Below are 18,306 nucleotides of genomic sequence, written 5' to 3'. Positions count from 1 at the left end.
AACTACTCCGCCAGCCAGACGTCGTTAAGGGAGGTGCCCTGCACGTTCGCATCGGTGGTGAACTGACGAACGTTTTTGCGCGCCAGGGTAAATGACTGCATTTCTATCAGCGGCACAATAGGAACATCGGTACTGGCGAGATGCGCAAACTGGTGGATCAGCGTTTTTCGCTTTGTCTCGTCGGTTTCGATGGTGATCTCCCCGACCAGCTTATCCATTTCAGGACTGCTGTAGCCGGTGGCGTTGCGAAACGCCGCGCCTTTGACAATGCCGTCGGTGGTAAAAAATTGCGTGACGGTGGGGACAGGCTCAATGGGCGCGGTGAAGTTAGAGAGGGCGATATCGTAATCATAATCACTGTAGATCCGTTTCAGCGCCGTGGCGCGATCGACCGAGTCGAGTCGCACGGCAATGCCGATATCTTCCAGCGCCTGCTTAAGATACTGGCCCAGTCTGGCGTTCTCTTCGAACCAGGCCGCCGCAAGCAGGTTAACGGTGAAGCGCGTGCCGTTTTTCTCTGGTAAACCCGCCGCGTCAAGAAGCTGTTTTGCTTTTTCGGGATCGAACGGATACTGCGGGACATCGGCAGTGAAAAACAGGCTGTTGCTGCTGAATATCGGCGAGACGGCGGCTTTGCCACGACCAAAGTAAATAGTGTTGATAATAAACTGGCGATCGATGGCATGCAGAATCGCCTGACGCACCTCGCGGCGCTTCACGTTTTCGCGCCGCTGGTTGAATTCCGCCGTCACGGTCCAGGCGGAGTTCTCATACCCGCGCGTATCCAGCACGACATCACCGCTTTTCACCAGCCGATCAATTTCACGCGCCGGCACCGGGTTTGAATAGCCTACGGAAAGCTCGCCGGTTTCCAGCGCGGCGGTGCGTGAGGCCGCGTCGCCCCACCAGCGAACGATTAATTTGTCCAGCCACGGTTGCCCGGCCCCCCAATAGTGCTCATTGCGCGCGTACTCAACATAGCTGCCCCGAACCCAGTTGCCATAGCGCCACGGGCCGGTGCCGATGGGGCGATTGTTCGCCGGGTTGGTGAGGATATCCCGCCCGGCGTAGAGATGTTTGGGCAGCACCAGCTGATATTGTCCGGCCAGCGTTGATTTCAGGAAGAAGGCCGGCACCGGCACGGAGAAGTAAAGCTTAACGGTATGCGGATCTACCGCTTCGGCTTTTTCCAGCGATTTAAGCGCGATCCCCGCCGAGAGCGCCTTCCAGTGTTCGATGGCATTGAACACCACATCGTCGGCGGTAAAGTCCTGACCGTCGTGCCATTTCACCCCCTGACGCAGCGTGAGCGTCCAGGTTTTGAAATCGTCGGAAGGCGTTATTGATTCGGCCAGCGCAGGCTGAAAGACGAGGTTGTTATCCAGTTTCAGCAGCCGCTCAAGAATTTTGGTTGAGGTCTGAAAAGGGGCAGAACCGCCGCCGCCCGGCACGTAAAGCGCCTGTGGCTCAAGCCCGCCCCACGAGATAATCAGCGTACCGCCGCGCCTCGGCGTCCTGACTGCTAAGTCTGCCGCTACCGCATTACCGACCAGGGAGAAACCCTTGATTTTCCCCACGGTTGCGAGCACTGCGCCTGCGCCCGTCAGGGTGAGCAGGCGGCGACGTTGACGATCGATATTCATATTTTCCCCTCGTTAACAATGACCGATGTGGCATAGCTCGCCCGGCCAATCGCCAGCAGTTGCCCCTGCTGGTTAAAAACATCAACATCCGCCACGCCCACGCTGCGGCCGCTGCGTCTCACGCAGGCGACAACGCGCAGATCGGTATGAATGGCTGGACGGAGGTAATCGACGCGAAAGTTAATGGTGGGCAGTCCCTGGCCGAGCAGCATGCCCAGCGCAAAGTCGCCAACGGTATCAATGACCGATGCCAGCGGCCCACCGTGCCACTGTCCGCTGCCCGCCTTGCGTTCAAATTCGGCACGCATCGGCACATGGACGATCAGCGTTTCATGCTGATAGTCGATTTTTTCAATCTGAAGGTTAAGGAAATGAATAAAGGGCGAGTTTCTGAAGGCGGTCTCAAGTTCCGCGCGAGAGAGTTGTCGCGTCATCCCACCACCACCTTGCCGAACACGCGGCGCGCTTCAAGTGAGGCCAGCGCCTCCGCGCCCTGCTCAAGCGGCCACTGCCTGTCGATCACCACGCGCAATTTTTTGCTGGCAACCAGTGCCAGCAGGGTCGTCAGATCTTCGCGTTCCCAGCCGTTTGAGCCGAGAATGCGCAGTTCATACGTCCAGATATAACGAATATCCTCCTGCGGCGCGAAGCCCGCCGTCGCCCCGCAGGTCAGCAATCTGCCGCCAACGCGCAGTACCCGCAAAGACTTCACCCAGCTATCGCCGCCGGTAAAATTCACCACCACGTCCACCCCGCCCGGTTCGTCCGCACTGCGTCGGCGCGACGGTTTGCCGTGGCGGGCAAAGATCGTTTTCATAAAGTCTTCTTCACGATAGAGGATGGTTTCATCCGCCCCGAGCTCACGCAGCCGCTGCGCTTTTTCTTCACTGCCCGCGCAGGCGATAACCCAGGCGCCCGCCAGTTTAGCCAGCTGTACGCAGCATACGCCGACGCCGCCGCTGGCGCCGAGGATCAGTACTTTCTCCCCGGCACGCACGTTGCCGATGGTTTGCATCATTCGCATCGCGGTGCCATAAGCGACCGGCAGCGCGGCCGCTTCGGCGAACGACACCGTATCCGGAAGCGCGATAAGCTGGTGGGCAGGTATCCGACAGCGCTCGGCAAGGCCGCCGTGCGTGGTTTCACCCAGCAGTCCGCCGTCCACGCGATTGATCGGATCGGCCAGCACGCGGTCGCCCGGACGCCACTGCGTCACCTCGCTGCCCACGGCAATAACTTCGCCGGCGACGTCGAGGCCAATAATTACCGGCAAGGGTAAATTAATGCCGGGCATGCCGCGGCGGGTAAATATATCGTGATAGTTAAGCGAGGAGGCCTTAACCTGAATAATAACATCCTGTGGGCCGGGTTGCGGATCGGGAAAGTTTTTCTCAAGGCGCAAAACGTCATTGGTGCCGTGCTCTCTCAACACAATAGCTTTCATTATTTCCCCGTCATTAAATTAAAAAGTTCTGCCGTCGCCACCGTTGCGACGGACAAAAAATATCAACACGCCATCCTGCGTCTGTCTTATTTATTTATCACTGTTCGCAGGTTAAACAATGGCGGGACGTCGTGCCGACGCGGCCATGTCAGCGCTTGAGGGCATTACCCCCCGTTGTCTTTTAATATAATGACATCACTATTCCGCCATCACCGGAAAAGGTAAATAAAGAATAACGGCAAACCTAACGTAAAAAATGAATAAGTCATTTACGCCTTAATAAATGCAGTTTTGTTGTTTTGCCGCGTTATTGAACTCTGTAAAAATAAGCGAGAGTTTACTGAAGAGAGTTGACCTGAGGCGGAATGATGTCCGGTAAGATGCGCAACGACGTTATTGCCATACTGTCTGTAAAATAAAAAAGGCCGGTTTCCCGGCCTTTTTTATCAATTATTCACCGGGATCACCGCGCCTTTGTATTTGGTGCGGATCCAGTCCTGAATCTGTTTCGAATGCAGCACGCTCACCAGCGCTTTGACATCCGGCTTGTTCTCATCGCCGCGATGCACGGTAATGATGTTTGCATACGGGTTGTTTTCACCGCTTTCCACCGCAATCGGATCGTGAACCGGATCAAGCCCCGCATCAATCGCGTAATTGGCGTTGATCACCACCGCATCCCCTTCGTCATTGTTATACATCTGCGGCAGCAGTGCGCCTTCGACGTTGGCCAGGAACTTAAGGTGTTTAGGGTTTTCGACGACGTCGCTGATGCGCGCATCAACTTTACTGACGCCCGGCTTCAGCTTAATCACGCCCGCTTTTTCAAAGATTGAGAGGATGCGTCCCTCTTCCGCCACCGCGTCACGCATGATCACGCGGCCATTCTGCGGCAGGTCTTTCAGGGATTTATACTTTTTAGAGTAGATGCCAATCGGCTCAATATGGATCGCGCCCGCGCTGACAAAGTCGTAGCTCTTATCACCCGCGTGATCTTTCAGCACGCTGTTCAGATAGGGAATGTGCTGGAAGTAGTTCGCATCGATGTCGCGACTGGCCAGCGCGGTGTTCGGCAGGATGTAGTCCTGGAACGGTTTGACTTCCAGATCGATACCCTGTTTTGCCAGAATCGGCTTCGCCTGTTCAAGTATTTCGGCATGCGGCACGTTCGATGCGCCAACGGTCAGCGTATCCGCCCATGCGCTCAGGCTGAGCGTCGCCGCCGCCAGCAGTGTCAGTGTTCTTTTCATGTTGCATTCCCTCAGAAGTTAACGTTTATCGAGCCGTGTTGTAACAACATCACCTAAAAACTGAATGATAAAAACGATCACCAGGATCATCAGCGTTGCCACCAGCGTGACGTCACTGTGGTTACGCTGAAACCCTTCCAGGTAAGCCAGGTTACCCAATCCGCCCGCGCCGATGACGCCCGCCATAGCGCTGTAGCTCACCAGCGCAATCAACGTCACCGTAATCCCCGACACCAGTGCCGGCGAGGATTCCGGCAGCAGCACGCGGAAAATCAGCGTGCTGATGCGCGCGCCCATCGATCGCGACGCCTCAATCACCCCTTTGTCCACCTCGCGCAGGCCAATCTCCACCAGCCGCGCATAGAAAGGCGCCGCGCCGACAATCAGCGCCGGTAGCGCTGCGTCTGCGCCGAGAATGGTGCCGATCAGCGTTTTGGTGAACGGGATCAGCAGCACAATCAAGATGATAAAAGGGATGGAGCGAAAAACATTGACCACCACCGAAATGGTGGAATAGATCAGACGGTTCTGGAACATGCCGTTGCGCGCGGTCAAAAACAGCGCCAGTCCCAGCAGAATGCCCAACACAAAGGTGGCCAGGCCAGAGAGCGCCGTCATATAAAGCGTCTCAAGGGTGGCGTCCCACAGCTGTTCAGGCCGCAGGTGGGGAAATAATGTTTCAATCATGGGTCACCACCTCGGTCGTGATCGCGTAAGCATGGAGATCGGTGAGAATGGCATCAAGCTGCGCGCCGCGTGCGGCCACCTGGAGCCACAGCTCGCCAAAGGTGCCCTGTGCGGTCTGCGTCATCGTGCCGTGCAGAATGTTAAACGTCAGGCCATACTTGAGCGTCAGCTCACCCACCACCGGTTGCTGCGTGGTCTGGCCGACGAAGGTCAGTTTGAGTACCGCGCCGCTGGCGCGATCGACCAGATGCGGATTGAACGGCGCGTGGCCGGACTCCCCGGTCTGCCGCACGAACTGACGCGTGACCGCCTCGCGAGGATGCCTGAACACCGACAGCACCTCGCCCTCTTCCACGATGCGTCCGTTTTCCATCACCGCCACGCGATGGCAGATTTTCCGCACCACGTACATCTCATGAGTGATGAGCACGATGGTTAAATTAAGCTGACGATTAATGTCCAGCAGCAGATCAAGAATGGCGTCGGTGGTTTGCGGATCCAGCGCTGAGGTGGCTTCATCGCAGAGCAGGACTTCCGGGTTATTCGCCAGCGCCCGCGCGATGCCGACGCGCTGCTTCTGCCCGCCGCTGAGCTTTGAGGGATAAGCGTCTTCTTTACCGGTCAGCCCGACCAGCGCAATCAGCTCTTTTACCCGCGCCCGGATAGCCGCTTTAGGCGCGCCAGCAATTTGCAGCGAAAAAGCGATGTTTTCGCTGACGGTGCGCGACCACAGCAGGTTGAAGTGCTGAAAAACCATGCTGATTTTCAGTCTGGCGGTGCGCAGCGCTTCGCCTTTTGCCTGCGCAATGTCCTGTCCGGAAATCATCACGCTGCCGCTGGTGGGTTTTTCCAGCCCGTTTAACAGCCTGATCAGCGTGCTTTTACCCGCGCCGCTGTAGCCGACGATGCCGTATATTTGTCCTTCATCCACCTGCAAGCTGACATCGTCAACGGCGGCAATGGTGCCGGTGCGGGTGGCGAATGATTTCGATACATGACGTAGAACGATCATTTATAGCCTGTTGGAATTATGTGGAGATTCATTGAACTGATTATTTTTGCTGCATTATTAGCATTTTGCATTGCCGCGATAGTAGGGAGCGATGAAAGTCCTGAAAAAGACTTTAAAGAAATGAGATATAGCCAAAAGGAATTGAAGCCGTCACAAAATTGTTCCTGCCGTGACGGCGGCGAAAAAACGGTGCGAAAACAGGCGAAATGTGGTCATAAGGTCATCACAAATAATTCTGTTTTATTTTTGCTCCCTGAAATTTATATCTGAATAACAAACCCAATACCTCCTGTTAACGCTATGCGCGACGCGTTTGACGATATATGAAAAAACACTTGCCTGCCGCCGCGCGATCGGCGAAATTAACCGCCGTTTTTCCCATCTTATAATCATGCGGCGAATGCCCACCTTGTACGAAGACGACGTTTTTTTGGTCGCATCAGGCTACGTAATACAGAGGTATCAGTGTCAACTGCAAACAAACATACCGAGGCGCCTAGCCTCAATGCTTTTAAACAACCTAAAGCGTTCTATCTGATTTTCTCGATCGAACTCTGGGAACGCTTCGGATTTTACGGACTGCAAGGCATTATGGCAGTCTACCTGGTGAAAATGCTGGGGATGTCCGAAGGTCAGTCCATTTCGCTTTTCACCTCCTTCAGTGCACTGGTTTATGGCATGGTCGCCGTTGGCGGCTGGCTCGGCGACAAAGTGCTGGGCACCAAGCGCGTTATCGTACTGGGCACGCTGGTGCTGGCGGCTGGCTACGGGCTGGTCGCCTGGTCAGGGCATGACGTCACGCTGGTCTACGTCGGCATGGCCACCATCGCCGTGGGTAACGGTCTGTTCAAGGCCAATCCCTCTTCCCTGCTTTCCACCTGTTACGACAAGAACGATCCGCGCCTCGACGGCGCCTTCACCATGTATTACATGGCGATCAACATCGGCTCCTTCTTCTCCATGCTGGCCACGCCCTGGCTGGCGGCAAAATTCGGCTGGAGCGTGGCTTTCTCGTTGTCTTTTGTCGGCATGCTTATCACGCTGGTTAACTTTATGATCTGCCGCAGGTGGGTACGCCAGTACGGCTCCAAACCCGACTTCGCCCCGCTGCGCATCGGCAAGCTGCTGGCTACGCTGGTGGGCATCGTGGTGCTGATTACGCTTTCCACCTGGCTGCTGCATAATCAGACCATCGCGCGTATGGTACTGGGAGTGATTGCGCTGGGCATCGTGCTGGTGTTCGCCAAAGAAGCCTTCACGCTTCACGGCGCCGCGCGACGTAAGATGATCGTCGCCTTCCTGTTGATGGTTGAAGCAATCGTCTTCTTCGTGCTCTATATGCAGATGCCCACCTCGCTGAACTTTTTTGCCATTCGTAACGTTGAGCACAGCATTTTCGGGCTGACTTTTGAGCCAGAGCAGTTTCAGGCGCTGAACCCGTTCTGGATTATGATTTTCAGTCCGCTGCTAGCGGCGGCGTACAACAAAATGGGCGATCGCCTGCCCATGCCGCATAAATTTGCGGTGGGCATGATCCTCTGCGCTGTCGCGTTTCTGGTGCTGCCGATGGGCGCGAAATTCGCGAACCAGCTCGGTATTGTATCTGTGAGCTGGCTGATCCTCAGCTATGCGTTGCAGAGTGCGGGCGAACTGATGATCTCCGGGCTGGGTCTGGCGATGGTTGCGCAACTGGTGCCGCAGCGCCTGATGGGCTTTATCATGGGATCGTGGTTCCTGACCACCGCAGGCGCAGCGATGATTGCCGGAAAAGTGGCGAACCTGATGGCGGTGCCGGAAAACATTACCGATCCGCTTCAGTCGCTGCATGTTTACGGCGACGTCTTTCTGCAAATCGGTATCGTCACCGGCGTGATAGCGCTGCTGATGCTGCTGGCCGCGCCGAAACTTAATCGGATGACGCAGGGTTAATCGAAAAAAAGGCGACCGCAGGTCGCCTTTTTTATGGTTCGGGGGAGACTACAGTTGAACCGCGGTGAAATGCTGCTGCGGGTTGGCAATCAGATCCTGCGCCGCCACCAGCTGAAGCTCATATTCGCCCATCTCATGCGTCTTTAACATCACTTCATATACCGCCGCCGTGACGTGCTCCAGCGCATCGCGCAGCGTTTTACCGTGCAGCAAATCCACCAGTAGCAGACCGCTGGTCAGATCGCCCACGCCCACGGGCTGACGCACGCCAAAGTCCACCAGGGGACGGTCGATATGCCACGCTTCGTCTGCGGTCACCAGCAGCATTTCAAAGCGATCGCTGCGACGTCCTGCGCGTGCCAGATGTTTTACCAGCACCACGTTGGGCCCCTTCGCGATCAGCGCGCGCGCGGCGGAAACCGCCTGGTCGACATCGGCCACCGTCTCACCGCTGAGCATCTCCAGCTCAAGCAGATTTGGCGCGATAATGTCGCTGGCGGGCAGCGCGGCGCTGACGTGAAATTCCGCCACGCCCGGCGCCACAATGCAGCCTTTTTCAGGATGGCCCATCACCGGATCGCAGAAGTACCACGCGTCGGGATTGGCCGCCTTAACCTGACGCACGATTTCCAGGATCTGCTCGCCCTGCTCCGCCGACCCCAGATAGCCGCTGAGCACCGCATCGCAGGTTCTGAGCCGGTCGATATCGGCAATGCCTTTCACAATGTCGGTCAGATGCGTTGCCGGCATCACCACGCCGGTCCAGTGGCCGTACTGTGTATGGTTGGAAAACTGCACGGTATTAAGCGGCCAAACGTTTGCGCCCATGCGCCGCATAGGAAATTCGGAGGCGCTGTTGCCGGCATGGCCGAAAACGGTGTGAGACTGAATCGAAAGTATATTTTTCATGGGTAAATCCGAACAACCTGCCCTGAAGAGAGGCCGGACGAACCGGCCCGAAAAAACGTCCGTTACTGCCAGACGATCAGCGTGTAGTTTTTCTTGCCGCGACGCAGCAGCGTGAAGCGGTTAAACAAACGGTCGTCCTGCTCAAACGTATAGTCCGCATTGAGCTGCACCTCGCCGTTGATGCTGACCGCTTTAGAGTCAATCAGCTTGCGCGCCTGGCCGCGCGACGGCGCAAGCTCGCCATCGACCATCGCCTGTTGCAGATCCTGCCCCTGCGCCAGCTTAACAATCGGCATGCCGTCCTGCGCCAGCTGTTCGAAGTCCGCTTCGGTCATCTCGCTCAGGCTGCCTGCAAAGAGGCTGTTGGTGATGCGCTGCGCGGCCGCCAGCCCCGCTTCGCCGTGTACCAGACGGGTAACCTGTTCGGCCAGCACGTACTGGGCGCGCGGCGCACGGCCGCTGTTTTTATCGTCTTCTTCCAACGCGGCAATCTCTTCCGTGCTCATAAAGGTGAAGAATTTGAGGAAACGGTAAACGTCCGCATCGGCGGTGTTGATCCAGAACTGGTAGAACTTGTACGGGCTGGTTTTCTTCGCGTCGAGCCAGACCGCGCCACCTTCGGTTTTGCCAAATTTGGTGCCGTCCGCTTTGGTGATCAACGGCACGGTCAGACCAAAGACCTGGTTCTGATGCAGACGCCGCGTCAGATCGATGCCGGAGGTGATATTGCCCCACTGATCGGAACCGCCGATTTGCAGCGCCACGCCATAGCGTTCATTCAGGCAGGCAAAGTCGTAACCCTGAAGCAGATTGTAGGAGAACTCGGTAAAAGAGATGCCCTGATCGTCGCGGTTCAGACGCTGCTTCACCGCTTCTTTGTTGATCATCTGGTTCACGGAGAAGTGCTTACCGATATCGCGCAGGAAAGTCAGCACGTTCATGCTGCCAAACCAGTCGTAGTTGTTGGCGGCGACGGCGCTGTTTTCACCGCAGTCAAAATTCAGGAAAGGCGCCACCTGATGACGGATTTTATCAACCCATTCGTTGACTGTCTCTGCGGTGTTCAGCTTGCGTTCGGCTGCCTTGAAACTTGGATCGCCGATCAACCCCGTTGCGCCGCCCACCAGCGCCACCGGGCGGTGACCGGCATCCTGGAAACGTTTCAGGCAGAGCAGCGGCACCAGATGTCCCAGATGCAGGCTGTCGGCTGTCGGATCGAAACCGCAATAGAGTGCGATTGGCCCCTGCGCCAGTCGTGCTGCTAACGCGTCTTCGTCCGTTACCTGGGCGACAAGCCCTCGCTCTTGCAATTGTTTAATCAGGTTACTGCTGGCCATCTGAGACTCCATGTTGATACATCGACCCGTTGCGTGTTCGGGAAAAATAAGGCGTACAGAATAAAGCGCCGGCTTGCTCTGTGCCAGCGCTTAAGGGGATTATTTCATGGTTTCACGGCGCAAGACGATCGATTTTCCAGCCGTCCTCTTCGCGCTGATAAAAAAAGCGGTCATGCAGGCGATGTTCGCCGCCCTGCCAGAATTCCATGGAGTCAATGGTGATGCGAAAACCACCCCAGAAGCTGGGCAGTGGGATCTCGCCCTGCTGAAACTTTTGCTTCAGCTCGAGAAACTTGCTTTCAAGCACGCCGCGCGCGGAAATGCGGCTCGACTGCTTTGATACCCATGCGCCGATCTGGCTGTCGCGCGGGCGGCTGTGAAAGTATTTCATCACCTCCAGCATCGACAATTTTTCTGCCCGTCCCACCACCATGACCTGACGTTCCAGCATGTGCCACGGAAAAAGCAGGCTGATGCGCGGGTTGTGCTCCAGATGGTGCGCCTTGCGGCTGCCGAGGTTGGTATAAAATACCATGCCGCGCGCATCGACATGCTTCAGCAGCACGATGCGTTGCCAGGGCTGGCCGGAGGCATCCACCGTTGCCACGCTCATGGCGGTGGCATCGGGAAGCTGGGCTTCTACCGCCTGGTTCAGCCATTTTTCAAATAACGCCAGGGGATCGGCAGGCAGATCGCTGCGCCGCAGCCCGCCGCGAATGTACTGGCGGCGCATGTGCGCAATCAGTTGTAAATTATCGCTCTCGTTCATCGCAATGCCTTCTGCTCAGAAAATCAGCCGTGGTTCAGGCGGCAATCGTTAATGATGACTTTGTCGTTGCGTTCGATAAACGCATCGTCCCCTTTTGACCAGAAAACATAGTTTCCGTCACTGTAGCGCGTGCCTGACGCGGCAATCTGCTGCTTAAGCGTCAGCGGCGTGCCGTCGAGGATCATACTGACCTCCTGACGCGTATTGTCCTGCACCACGGTCAGCGGCAGCGTGCCGCAGGTATAATGCAGCGTTTGCGGCGTCTGTTGCTCGTGCTGGAAGTAGCTACAGCCCGACAGTAAAATCAGGGCGAGGCCCGGAAGCAGCAATTTCATAAGTTCTCCATGTTGTGTCAACGTTGCCCGTCACCTGCGCAGCGGACAAAACGGTATTTAGCGCGAACGGTTGGCGGGGAAAATTGCGCCAATGACCGATGCTTCGCGCGCGCCGGTCACCGAGGGCAAATTACCGGGCAGGCCTGAAAGCGTACGCCAGGCAAGCCACGCGAAGGCCAGCGCTTCCATATCATCGCCGCTGATGCCCGCTTCGTCGGTGGTCATGAGCTGGGTGCCCGATAAATGCGCTGCCAGTCGCGTCATCAGCAGCGGATTACGGCTGCCGCCGCCGCATACCAGCAGTCGCTCACAGCCGCCGTTTAAACTCACCTGCTCCGCAATGGTGGATGCGGTCAGCTCGGCCAGCGTCGCCTGCACATCCTGCGGTGACAGGCCGGGAAAATGGGCCAGCTGTCGCGCGATCCATGCCAGATTAAAATACTCTCTGCCGGTGGATTTGGGGGCCGGAAGCGCAAACCAGGGATCGGCCTGCATCTGCTGAAGCAGCGGCCAGACCACGGTGCCGCCGCTTCCCCATGCGCCGTCTTTATCGTAGCCGACACCCTGATGACGCCAGATCCAGGCGTCCATCAGCATATTGCCGGGGCCGGTATCATAGCCACCCGCGACTTTTCCCGGTATCAGCAACGACAGGTTAGCGATGCCGCCAATGTTCAGCACCATTCTCCGCTCGCCAGGATGCATCAGAACCGCCTGATGAAAAGCGGGAACCAGCGGCGCGCCCTGTCCGCCAAGCGCCATATCGCGGCGGCGAAAATCACCGACGACGGTAATGCCGGTGAGGGCGACGATCTGATTGTTATCGCCGATTTGCAGCGTATTCGGCGCCTCGCCCTGCGGCTCATGCCACACCGTCTGTCCGTGGCAGCCGATGGCCGTAATGTCCTCTTTACCTAATCCCTGCTGGTGCAACAGGATCTGTACCGCTTCAGCGAAAAGCCGACCCAGTCGGCAGTCGAGCTGCCCCATTTGCGACAGCGTCAGCGACTGCCCCTGGCAGATCGCCAGAACGTCTTCCCTCAGCGCCGGAGGAAAGGGATGGCAGTAGCTGGCCTGCTGCGCCACCATCCGTTCATCAATGGCGGCCAGCACCACATCGACGCCGTCCAGGCTGGTGCCTGACATAACGCCTATATAACGTCCCGATTTCATTATTTGCCTTCAGGGTAACGGTATTCAAAGCATCCGCCCTACAGATTCGCAAAATTAGCGCGTCAATTCTATGATTAACTGTGCATTTTTAAACTGGCTGTGGCCTTTCGCAGCGCGGCACGATTTTACGGTTTGATTTATTTCTGGTTTAATCCACCTGCGCTACGCTCTGAGACGGTTTTTTTCTTTAAAACGTTACCAGGGCGCAGCCCGTGCCATATAATGAAGTTACTGCTGTATTTTTTTCACAGCGCGCACATAAGAATGGAGTTTTAACGATGATAAAACGTTTATTAATCGTGGCACTTACCGGAGTGACATTAGCAGGATGCACCAATTCAGATACGCTTTCCGGGGATGTTTATAGCGCATCTGAAGCAAAACAGGTGCAAAGCGTTTCCTACGGGACGCTGGTTCATGTCCGGCCAATTCAGATTCAGGGCGGTGATGACAGCAATGTTATCGGCGCGATTGGCGGTGCCGTTCTGGGTGGATTCCTGGGTAATACCATCGGCGGCGGCGCAGGCCGGAGTCTGGCGACCGCGGCGGGCGCCGTGGCGGGCGGCGTTGCCGGTCAGGGTGTGCAGGGTGCCGTTAATAAAACAAATGGCGTAGAGCTGGAAGTGCGCAAGGACGACGGCAACACTATTCTGGTGGTGCAAAAGCAGGCCGCAAGCCGCTTCTCCGTTGGACAGCGCGTGATGCTGGCTTCAAACGGCAGCCAGGTTACCGTTTCGCCTCGTTAAGTCATAAAAAAACCGGCTACCGCCGGTTTTTTTCAATCATTTCGCTGCTGAAGTTCAAGTATATTTTTTTCTAAATGCGCTATCAGCATCACCATTTTATCCACGTCCTGCTGGGAAATACCCGCAAGAATGTCGTCCCGCGTCGCATCAATAACGTGCTCAACCTCGCTGATAATCGGCGCGGCTTCCGGCGTAAGCTTGATGCGTTTGGCGCGTCGGTCGCTGACGCATGTGGTGCGGGTAATTAACCCTTTTTCTTCCAGCTGATCCAGGGTGCGAACCAGCGACGGCTGCTCAATGCCAATGGCTTTGGCAAGCTGTATTTGTGACTGCTCTGGCGGCAGTTGATGAATATTGTGCAGTGTAACCCAATGCGTTTGTGTGAGTTCAAGCGGCTTTAGACGCTGATCAATGAGGGCGCGCCAGATGCGTACCAATCTTGCAAGGTCTGTTCCCAATGGTGTGTCCAATTCAATCTCCTTATAATTAGCTTGCTATGTATTATGCCTCATCAAAGGTCATTCTGCGAGTTTACCAGACAAAATACAAATTCGTCTTATGTTCACCTCGCATTATTGCCTTGCCGATGCTCAAACGTCAGGCATTAAGCACCGGCAGGTTGACAGTTAAATCACACCGCAGGCAAAGCGATCGCCGCCGCCGCCCAGTGGCGCAGGATGGTCCGCATGGTTATCGCCGCCCACATGCACCATCAGCGCATGGCCTTTCACCTCAGACAGTTTTTTCAGACGCGGCGCCAGCACCGGGTAGGTCGCTTTGCCGTCGTCGGTGACGTAAAGGGCGGGCAGATCGCCTAAATGCCCCTGCTGCCATGGGCCAAGGTGCTTACCTGTTTTTTGCGGGTCCAGATGTCCGCCCGCCGCACCTGCCGGCACCGTTTTGCCGTCTTTGGTTTGCGGATCGCAGCTACCGTTCGCATGAACGTGAAAACCGTGAATACCCGCAGGCAAGGATTTCAGATCGGGCGTGAAGGTCAGGCCATATTCTGTTTCATCAATAGTGACCGAGCCAATACTCTCGCCCGCGCCCTGCGCCGTAGCCAGTTTGATTTCTACTTTTTCACTGGCGGCATATGCTGTGCTACAGCCCGCGATGAGCGCCGCAACTAATGTCAATCGTTTCATAAATTCACCTGTCTCTGTTACCGGAGCTTTAAGCCTGGTTTCTGCGCAAAAAAATGCCCGTTAAACCCGTCATGCTGACGATTCTTTACGACATGATGCGAAGGCGCGCGGAAAAGGTATGCGCATTAAAACAGCGAAGGCTGCTCAGGCAGATCGGGCGCCTCGGTTTTTACGCCGCGCCGCAGACGCAGGAAGCGCTGATGACAGAGCCTGAGAACCTCACGCTTTTGCGCGTCGCTGAACTGCATCCATTGAAAACGCTCATCGCGACTGCGTAAACAGCCACGGCAGTAGCCCCGGTCATCTGACTGGCAAATTCCCCGGCAGGGACTGGGAACCGGAAAAAACTCTAACTGTTCAGCCACTGACGCTCCTGACTTAGTACTTTCTTTAATTGAAGATCGAATCAGCCGTCACCGCAAGTTTCCACGGTATTTCAGTGAGAGCGCTTTCTCATGATGAACACTTCGTGCCGTCCGCCCTGCCGCTATTTGTAACAGACCGACCGGTCTGTTACGGTGGCGCTCATGAAAACAACACGATTTAATACCCGTGAACATCTTCTCACCATCGGCCAGACGCTCTGTACACAGCATGGCTTCAATGGCATGGGACTGATTGAGCTACTGAAGGTGGCAGAGGTGCCGAAGGGATCGTTTTATCACTATTTCCCCTCCAAAGAGGCGTTCGGCGTCGCGATGCTTGAACGCTATTTTGCACACTATCATCAGTGCCTGCTCAATGCGCTTAATGCCGACAAAGGCGATCGGCGCAGTTGCCTTGTTGCCTATTACCGACAGTCACTTGACGCCTGGCGTTATGAGAACAACGTTGCCGGTTGCCTCTCCGTGAAGCTCTCTGCGGAGGTGTGCGATCTCTCTGAGCCCATGCGCCTGGCGCTTGATACCGGTTCAAAAGCGCTGGTTGCCACTCTTGCCGATGCCCTTGCGCAGGGGGAGCAGGAAGGAAGCCTGAAGCTGAAAACGTCAGCGACAGCGCTGGCACAGACCATTTATACCCTGTGGCTTGGGGCCAGTTTGCAAAGCAAAATTGCCAGAGAATCGACCGCGCTGGAGAACGCGCTGGCGCATATCGAATGCCTTCTTTCAGGATCACATTAAAAAACCGTTAACCGGTCTATCAGGAGTACCTATGCCATTGAATAAGCTGTTTACGCCATTAAAAACAGGCGCAATTACCGTACCGAACCGCATTTTTATGGCGCCGCTGACGCGTCTGCGCAGCATTGAGCCAGGCGACATCCCCACGCCGCTGATGGGCGAATACTATCGTCAGCGCGCCAGCGCCGGTTTGATCATTACCGAAGCCACGCAAATTTCTGCGCAGGCAAAAGGCTACGCGGGCGCGCCTGGCCTGCACTCAGCCGAACAAATCGCCGCGTGGAAAGCGATCAACGCAGGTATTCATCAGGATGGCGGCCACAGCGCCGTACAGCTGTGGCATACCGGCCGGATTTCGCATAACAGCGTGCAGCCCGATGGTAAGGCGCCGGTGTCATCTTCTGCAATCAACGCCGAAACGCGCACCTCGCTGCGTGATGAAAATGGCCAGGCGATTCGTGAAGCAACCTCCACGCCGCGTGCGCTGACGCTGGATGAGATCCCCGGCGTGGTTAATGACTTCCGTCAGGCGGTAATCAACGCCCGTGAGGCCGACTTCGATTTGGTGGAGCTGCACTCTGCGCACGGTTACCTCATTCATCAGTTTCTCTCTCCGGCCTCTAACCAGCGCGACGACATTTATGGCGGCAGCGTTGAAAACCGTACCCGCTTCGCGCTGGAAGTGGTCGATGCCGCCATCGATGGCTGGAGCGCCGACCGTATTGGTATCCGTATCTCGCCGCTGGGCCCGTTCAACGGGCTGGACAACGGCGAAGATCAGGAGCAGGCGGCGCTCTATTACATCGCTGAACTGGCGAAGCGTAATCTGGCTTATCTGCACCTCTCTGAACCCGACTGGGCGGGTGGCAAGCCTTACAGCGATGCCTTCCGCAACGCGATACGTCAGGCGTACCCTGGCGTGATTGTCGGGGCCGGCGCCTATACCGCCGAAAAAGCAGAAACGCTGATTGAACAGGGCCTGATTGATGCCGCCGCGTTTGGCCGCGTCTATATCGCTAACCCGGATCTTGTCGAACGCCTGCGTATAAACGCACCGCTGAATGAACCCAAACCCGATTCTTTTTACGGCGGCGGTGCCGAAGGCTATACCGATTATCCAACCCTCGCCGATTAACCCTGCGCCCGCTTCTTTACGGAAGCGGCGCGGTAATTTCGCTATACTTGTTTTTTTACCGTTATCGGATGATGACGCTTATCAAGAGGATGTTATGCGTTTACTTCACACCATGCTGCGCGTTGGCGATCTGCAACGCTCCATCGATTTTTATACTAATGTGCTCGGTATGCGCGTTCTTCGCACCAGCGAAAACAGCGAGTACAAGTATACGCTGGCGTTTGTGGGCTATACCGATGAGAGCGAAGGCGCTGTCATTGAGCTGACCTGGAACTGGGGCGTGGACAGTTACAACCTCGGCGACGCCTACGGCCACATCGCGCTGGGCGTGGACGATGTCGCCGCCACCTGCGACAGCATTCGTCAGGCAGGCGGCAATGTCACCCGCGAAGCCGGCCCGGTGAAAGGCGGCACAACGATTATCGCCTTTGTTGAAGATCCCGATGGTTACAAAATCGAGCTGATTGAAAACAAACACGCGGGTCACGGCCTCGGCGCCTGACGCAACGGGTGCCGTCCGGCACCCGTTTCCCCTGCTGCATCCCTCGCTGAAATTTGCCATAATGCGCGCTGCTTTTTTCCCCCAGTGAGATCCTGATGTCTGAAACAAACGAAATGAATGTTCTTAGCGGCCGTTTTCGCGGTTTTTACCCGGTAGTGATTGATGTGGAGACGGCAGGGTTTGACGCCAGAAGCAACGCCCTGCTGGAGATCGCTGCGGTAACGCTGAAAATGAATCAGGATGGCTGGATGGAAAAAGATGCCACGCTGCACTTTCACGTCGAGCCGTTTGTCGGCTCCGTTCTGCAACCAGAAGCGCTGGCGTTTAACGGCATCGACCCAACCAATCCGCTGCGCGGCGCGGTGAGCGAATATCATGCGCTGCATGAAATCTTCAAGCTGGTGCGCAAAGGGATTAAGGACCAGGGCTGCAATCGCGCAATCATGGTGGCGCACAACGCCACCTTCGATCTCAGTTTCGTCAACGCGGCGGCCGAGCGCGCCAGCCTGAAGCGCAACCCTTTTCATCCTTTTGTGACTTTTGATACCGCCGCGCTGAGCGGACTGGTGCTGGGGCAAACCGTGCTGGCCAAAGCCTGCGCGGCGGCACGCATTCCTTTTGACAGCAGCCAGGCGCACTCGGCGCTGTACGATACCGAGCAGACGGCCGAGCTGTTCTGTGAACTGGTTAACCGCTGGAAGCGCCTGGGCGGCTGGCCGCTGCCGGCAATGGAAAACGAGGCATAAAAAAAGGCGGGATATCCCGCCTTATTTATTTGTCGTTCGAAACAGCTTACTGCGCCGCGTCTGAAGGATACTTCTGCGCGGTTTCTTTGATCAGCTGTTGCAGTTCGCCGCGCTGATACATTTCGATAATGATATCGCAGCCGCCGACCAGCTCGCCATCCACCCACAGCTGCGGGAACGTTGGCCAGTTAGCGTATTTAGGCAGTTCAGCGCGTACTTCAGGATTTTGCAGAATATCGACATAGGCAAAGCGTTCACCGCAGGCGGAAAGCGCCTGGACGGCCTGGGCCGAGAAACCGCAGCTTGGCAGCTTCGGGGAGCCTTTCATATACAGCAGAATCGGGTTTTCTGCGATTTGGCGCTCAATTTTTTCAACAGTGCTCATAAATGCCTTCCTCAAACGGATACGTCGTGTCTTTTTAT

At 56.2% G+C, this 18,306-nt stretch carries 22 protein-coding genes; 7 read left to right on the top strand and 15 right to left on the bottom strand.

All coding sequences use genetic code 11. From position 1 onward, the window contains the following. Window positions 1-2: 2 nt before the first annotated feature. From FA91_RS08570 to FA91_RS08545, 6 genes are all read right to left on the bottom strand, one after another. A complete protein-coding gene (locus FA91_RS08570; RefSeq protein WP_034914595.1) occupies window positions 3-1,643 on the bottom strand; it encodes an ABC transporter substrate-binding protein in 1,641 nt (546 codons plus the stop codon). Continuing rightward, window positions 1,640-2,077: a PaaI family thioesterase gene (locus FA91_RS08565; protein ID WP_034914594.1), complete on the bottom strand. Its 438-nt coding sequence runs from the start codon at window positions 2,075-2,077 to the stop codon at window positions 1,640-1,642. Before FA91_RS08565 ends, FA91_RS08570 begins: the two co-directional genes overlap by 4 nt. Beyond that, the gene (locus FA91_RS08560; protein WP_034914592.1) at window positions 2,074-3,087 is read right to left on the bottom strand and encodes a zinc-binding dehydrogenase; all 1,014 of its coding nucleotides are present in this window, start codon (window positions 3,085-3,087) and stop codon (window positions 2,074-2,076) included. Before FA91_RS08560 ends, FA91_RS08565 begins: the two co-directional genes overlap by 4 nt. Window positions 3,088-3,533: 446 nt before the next feature. Then, complete coding sequence (locus tag FA91_RS08555; protein ID WP_034914589.1) at window positions 3,534-4,337, bottom strand: MetQ/NlpA family ABC transporter substrate-binding protein; 804 nt, start codon at window positions 4,335-4,337, stop codon at window positions 3,534-3,536. Window positions 4,338-4,355: 18 nt separating this feature from the next. Then, window positions 4,356-5,024 carry a methionine ABC transporter permease gene (locus FA91_RS08550; protein ID WP_034914586.1) on the bottom strand — a complete coding sequence of 223 codons (669 nt, stop codon included), beginning with the start codon at window positions 5,022-5,024 and terminating at the stop codon, window positions 4,356-4,358. Continuing rightward, window positions 5,017-6,036 (bottom strand): methionine ABC transporter ATP-binding protein, encoded by a 1,020-nt coding sequence (locus tag FA91_RS08545; protein WP_034914582.1) that lies wholly within the window; start codon window positions 6,034-6,036, stop codon window positions 5,017-5,019. The genes FA91_RS08550 and FA91_RS08545 overlap by 8 nt, the downstream gene beginning before the upstream one ends. Before the next feature lie 18 nt (window positions 6,037-6,054). Here FA91_RS08545 and FA91_RS20995 point away from each other — a divergent pair, with 18 nt between their 5' ends. Both FA91_RS20995 and dtpA read left to right on the top strand, forming a co-directional pair. Beyond that, a complete protein-coding gene (locus FA91_RS20995; RefSeq protein WP_156103068.1) occupies window positions 6,055-6,306 on the top strand; it encodes a hypothetical protein in 252 nt (83 codons plus the stop codon). Window positions 6,307-6,501: 195 nt separating this feature from the next. Further along, window positions 6,502-7,965, top strand: a complete 1,464-nt coding sequence (gene dtpA, locus FA91_RS08540) for a dipeptide/tripeptide permease DtpA (RefSeq protein WP_034914579.1) — start codon at window positions 6,502-6,504, stop codon at window positions 7,963-7,965. 48 nt (window positions 7,966-8,013) lie between these two features. On the opposite strand, the gene pdxY is transcribed toward dtpA, so the two are convergent. From pdxY to anmK, 5 genes are all read right to left on the bottom strand, one after another. Further along, complete coding sequence (pdxY, locus tag FA91_RS08535) at window positions 8,014-8,874, bottom strand: pyridoxal kinase PdxY (protein ID WP_034914575.1); 861 nt, start codon at window positions 8,872-8,874, stop codon at window positions 8,014-8,016. Between the two features lie 62 nt (window positions 8,875-8,936). After that, window positions 8,937-10,211, bottom strand: a complete 1,275-nt coding sequence (gene tyrS / locus FA91_RS08530; protein WP_034914572.1) for a tyrosine--tRNA ligase — start codon at window positions 10,209-10,211, stop codon at window positions 8,937-8,939. 112 nt (window positions 10,212-10,323) lie between these two features. Continuing rightward, complete coding sequence (gene pdxH, locus FA91_RS08525) at window positions 10,324-10,980, bottom strand: pyridoxamine 5'-phosphate oxidase (protein ID WP_034914569.1); 657 nt, start codon at window positions 10,978-10,980, stop codon at window positions 10,324-10,326. Between the two features lie 23 nt (window positions 10,981-11,003). Next, on the bottom strand, window positions 11,004-11,306 hold the full coding sequence (locus tag FA91_RS08520; protein WP_034919126.1) for an MliC family protein: 303 nt from the start codon (window positions 11,304-11,306) through the stop codon (window positions 11,004-11,006). A gap of 66 nt (window positions 11,307-11,372) precedes the next feature. Beyond that, a complete protein-coding gene (anmK, locus tag FA91_RS08515; RefSeq protein WP_034914566.1) occupies window positions 11,373-12,488 on the bottom strand; it encodes an anhydro-N-acetylmuramic acid kinase in 1,116 nt (371 codons plus the stop codon). Between the two features lie 278 nt (window positions 12,489-12,766). Here anmK and slyB point away from each other — a divergent pair, with 278 nt between their 5' ends. Next, on the top strand, window positions 12,767-13,234 hold the full coding sequence (gene slyB, locus FA91_RS08510; RefSeq protein ID WP_034914565.1) for an outer membrane lipoprotein SlyB: 468 nt from the start codon (window positions 12,767-12,769) through the stop codon (window positions 13,232-13,234). A 32-nt stretch (window positions 13,235-13,266) separates the two neighbouring features. On the opposite strand, the gene slyA is transcribed toward slyB, so the two are convergent. The 3 genes from slyA to FA91_RS20485 form a co-directional block, all read right to left on the bottom strand. Next, a complete protein-coding gene (gene slyA, locus FA91_RS08505) occupies window positions 13,267-13,704 on the bottom strand; it encodes a transcriptional regulator SlyA (protein ID WP_034914563.1) in 438 nt (145 codons plus the stop codon). Window positions 13,705-13,860: 156 nt separating this feature from the next. Then, the gene (gene sodC / locus FA91_RS08500; RefSeq protein ID WP_034914561.1) at window positions 13,861-14,379 is read right to left on the bottom strand and encodes a superoxide dismutase family protein; all 519 of its coding nucleotides are present in this window, start codon (window positions 14,377-14,379) and stop codon (window positions 13,861-13,863) included. Window positions 14,380-14,504: 125 nt separating this feature from the next. After that, complete coding sequence (locus FA91_RS20485) at window positions 14,505-14,744, bottom strand: DUF1289 domain-containing protein (RefSeq protein WP_072032301.1); 240 nt, start codon at window positions 14,742-14,744, stop codon at window positions 14,505-14,507. Between the two features lie 162 nt (window positions 14,745-14,906). Between FA91_RS20485 and FA91_RS08490 the strand changes: the two genes are divergently transcribed. The 4 genes from FA91_RS08490 (at window position 14,907) to rnt (ending at window position 17,883) form a co-directional block, all read left to right on the top strand. Further along, entirely contained in the window at window positions 14,907-15,500 is a 594-nt protein-coding gene (locus FA91_RS08490; RefSeq protein ID WP_034914557.1) for a TetR/AcrR family transcriptional regulator, read from the top strand. Window positions 15,501-15,531: 31 nt separating this feature from the next. Further along, the gene (locus FA91_RS08485; RefSeq protein ID WP_034914554.1) at window positions 15,532-16,635 is read left to right on the top strand and encodes an alkene reductase; all 1,104 of its coding nucleotides are present in this window, start codon (window positions 15,532-15,534) and stop codon (window positions 16,633-16,635) included. Between the two features lie 94 nt (window positions 16,636-16,729). Next, window positions 16,730-17,137: a lactoylglutathione lyase gene (gene gloA / locus FA91_RS08480; protein ID WP_034914551.1), complete on the top strand. Its 408-nt coding sequence runs from the start codon at window positions 16,730-16,732 to the stop codon at window positions 17,135-17,137. Window positions 17,138-17,232: 95 nt separating this feature from the next. Then, window positions 17,233-17,883 (top strand): ribonuclease T, encoded by a 651-nt coding sequence (gene rnt / locus FA91_RS08475; protein ID WP_034914548.1) that lies wholly within the window; start codon window positions 17,233-17,235, stop codon window positions 17,881-17,883. A 46-nt stretch (window positions 17,884-17,929) separates the two neighbouring features. Here the strand turns inward: rnt and FA91_RS08470 are convergent, their stop codons facing one another. Further along, the gene (locus FA91_RS08470; RefSeq protein WP_034914546.1) at window positions 17,930-18,268 is read right to left on the bottom strand and encodes a Grx4 family monothiol glutaredoxin; all 339 of its coding nucleotides are present in this window, start codon (window positions 18,266-18,268) and stop codon (window positions 17,930-17,932) included. Window positions 18,269-18,306 lie beyond the last annotated feature (38 nt).

Origin of the sequence: Erwinia sp. 9145, assembly GCF_000745075.1 — a bacterium.
GTDB classification, from domain to species: domain Bacteria; phylum Pseudomonadota; class Gammaproteobacteria; order Enterobacterales; family Enterobacteriaceae; genus Erwinia; species Erwinia oleae.
The sequence above is the reverse complement of the archived record's forward strand: the minus strand, read 5'-3'. Positions and strand labels throughout refer to the sequence as shown.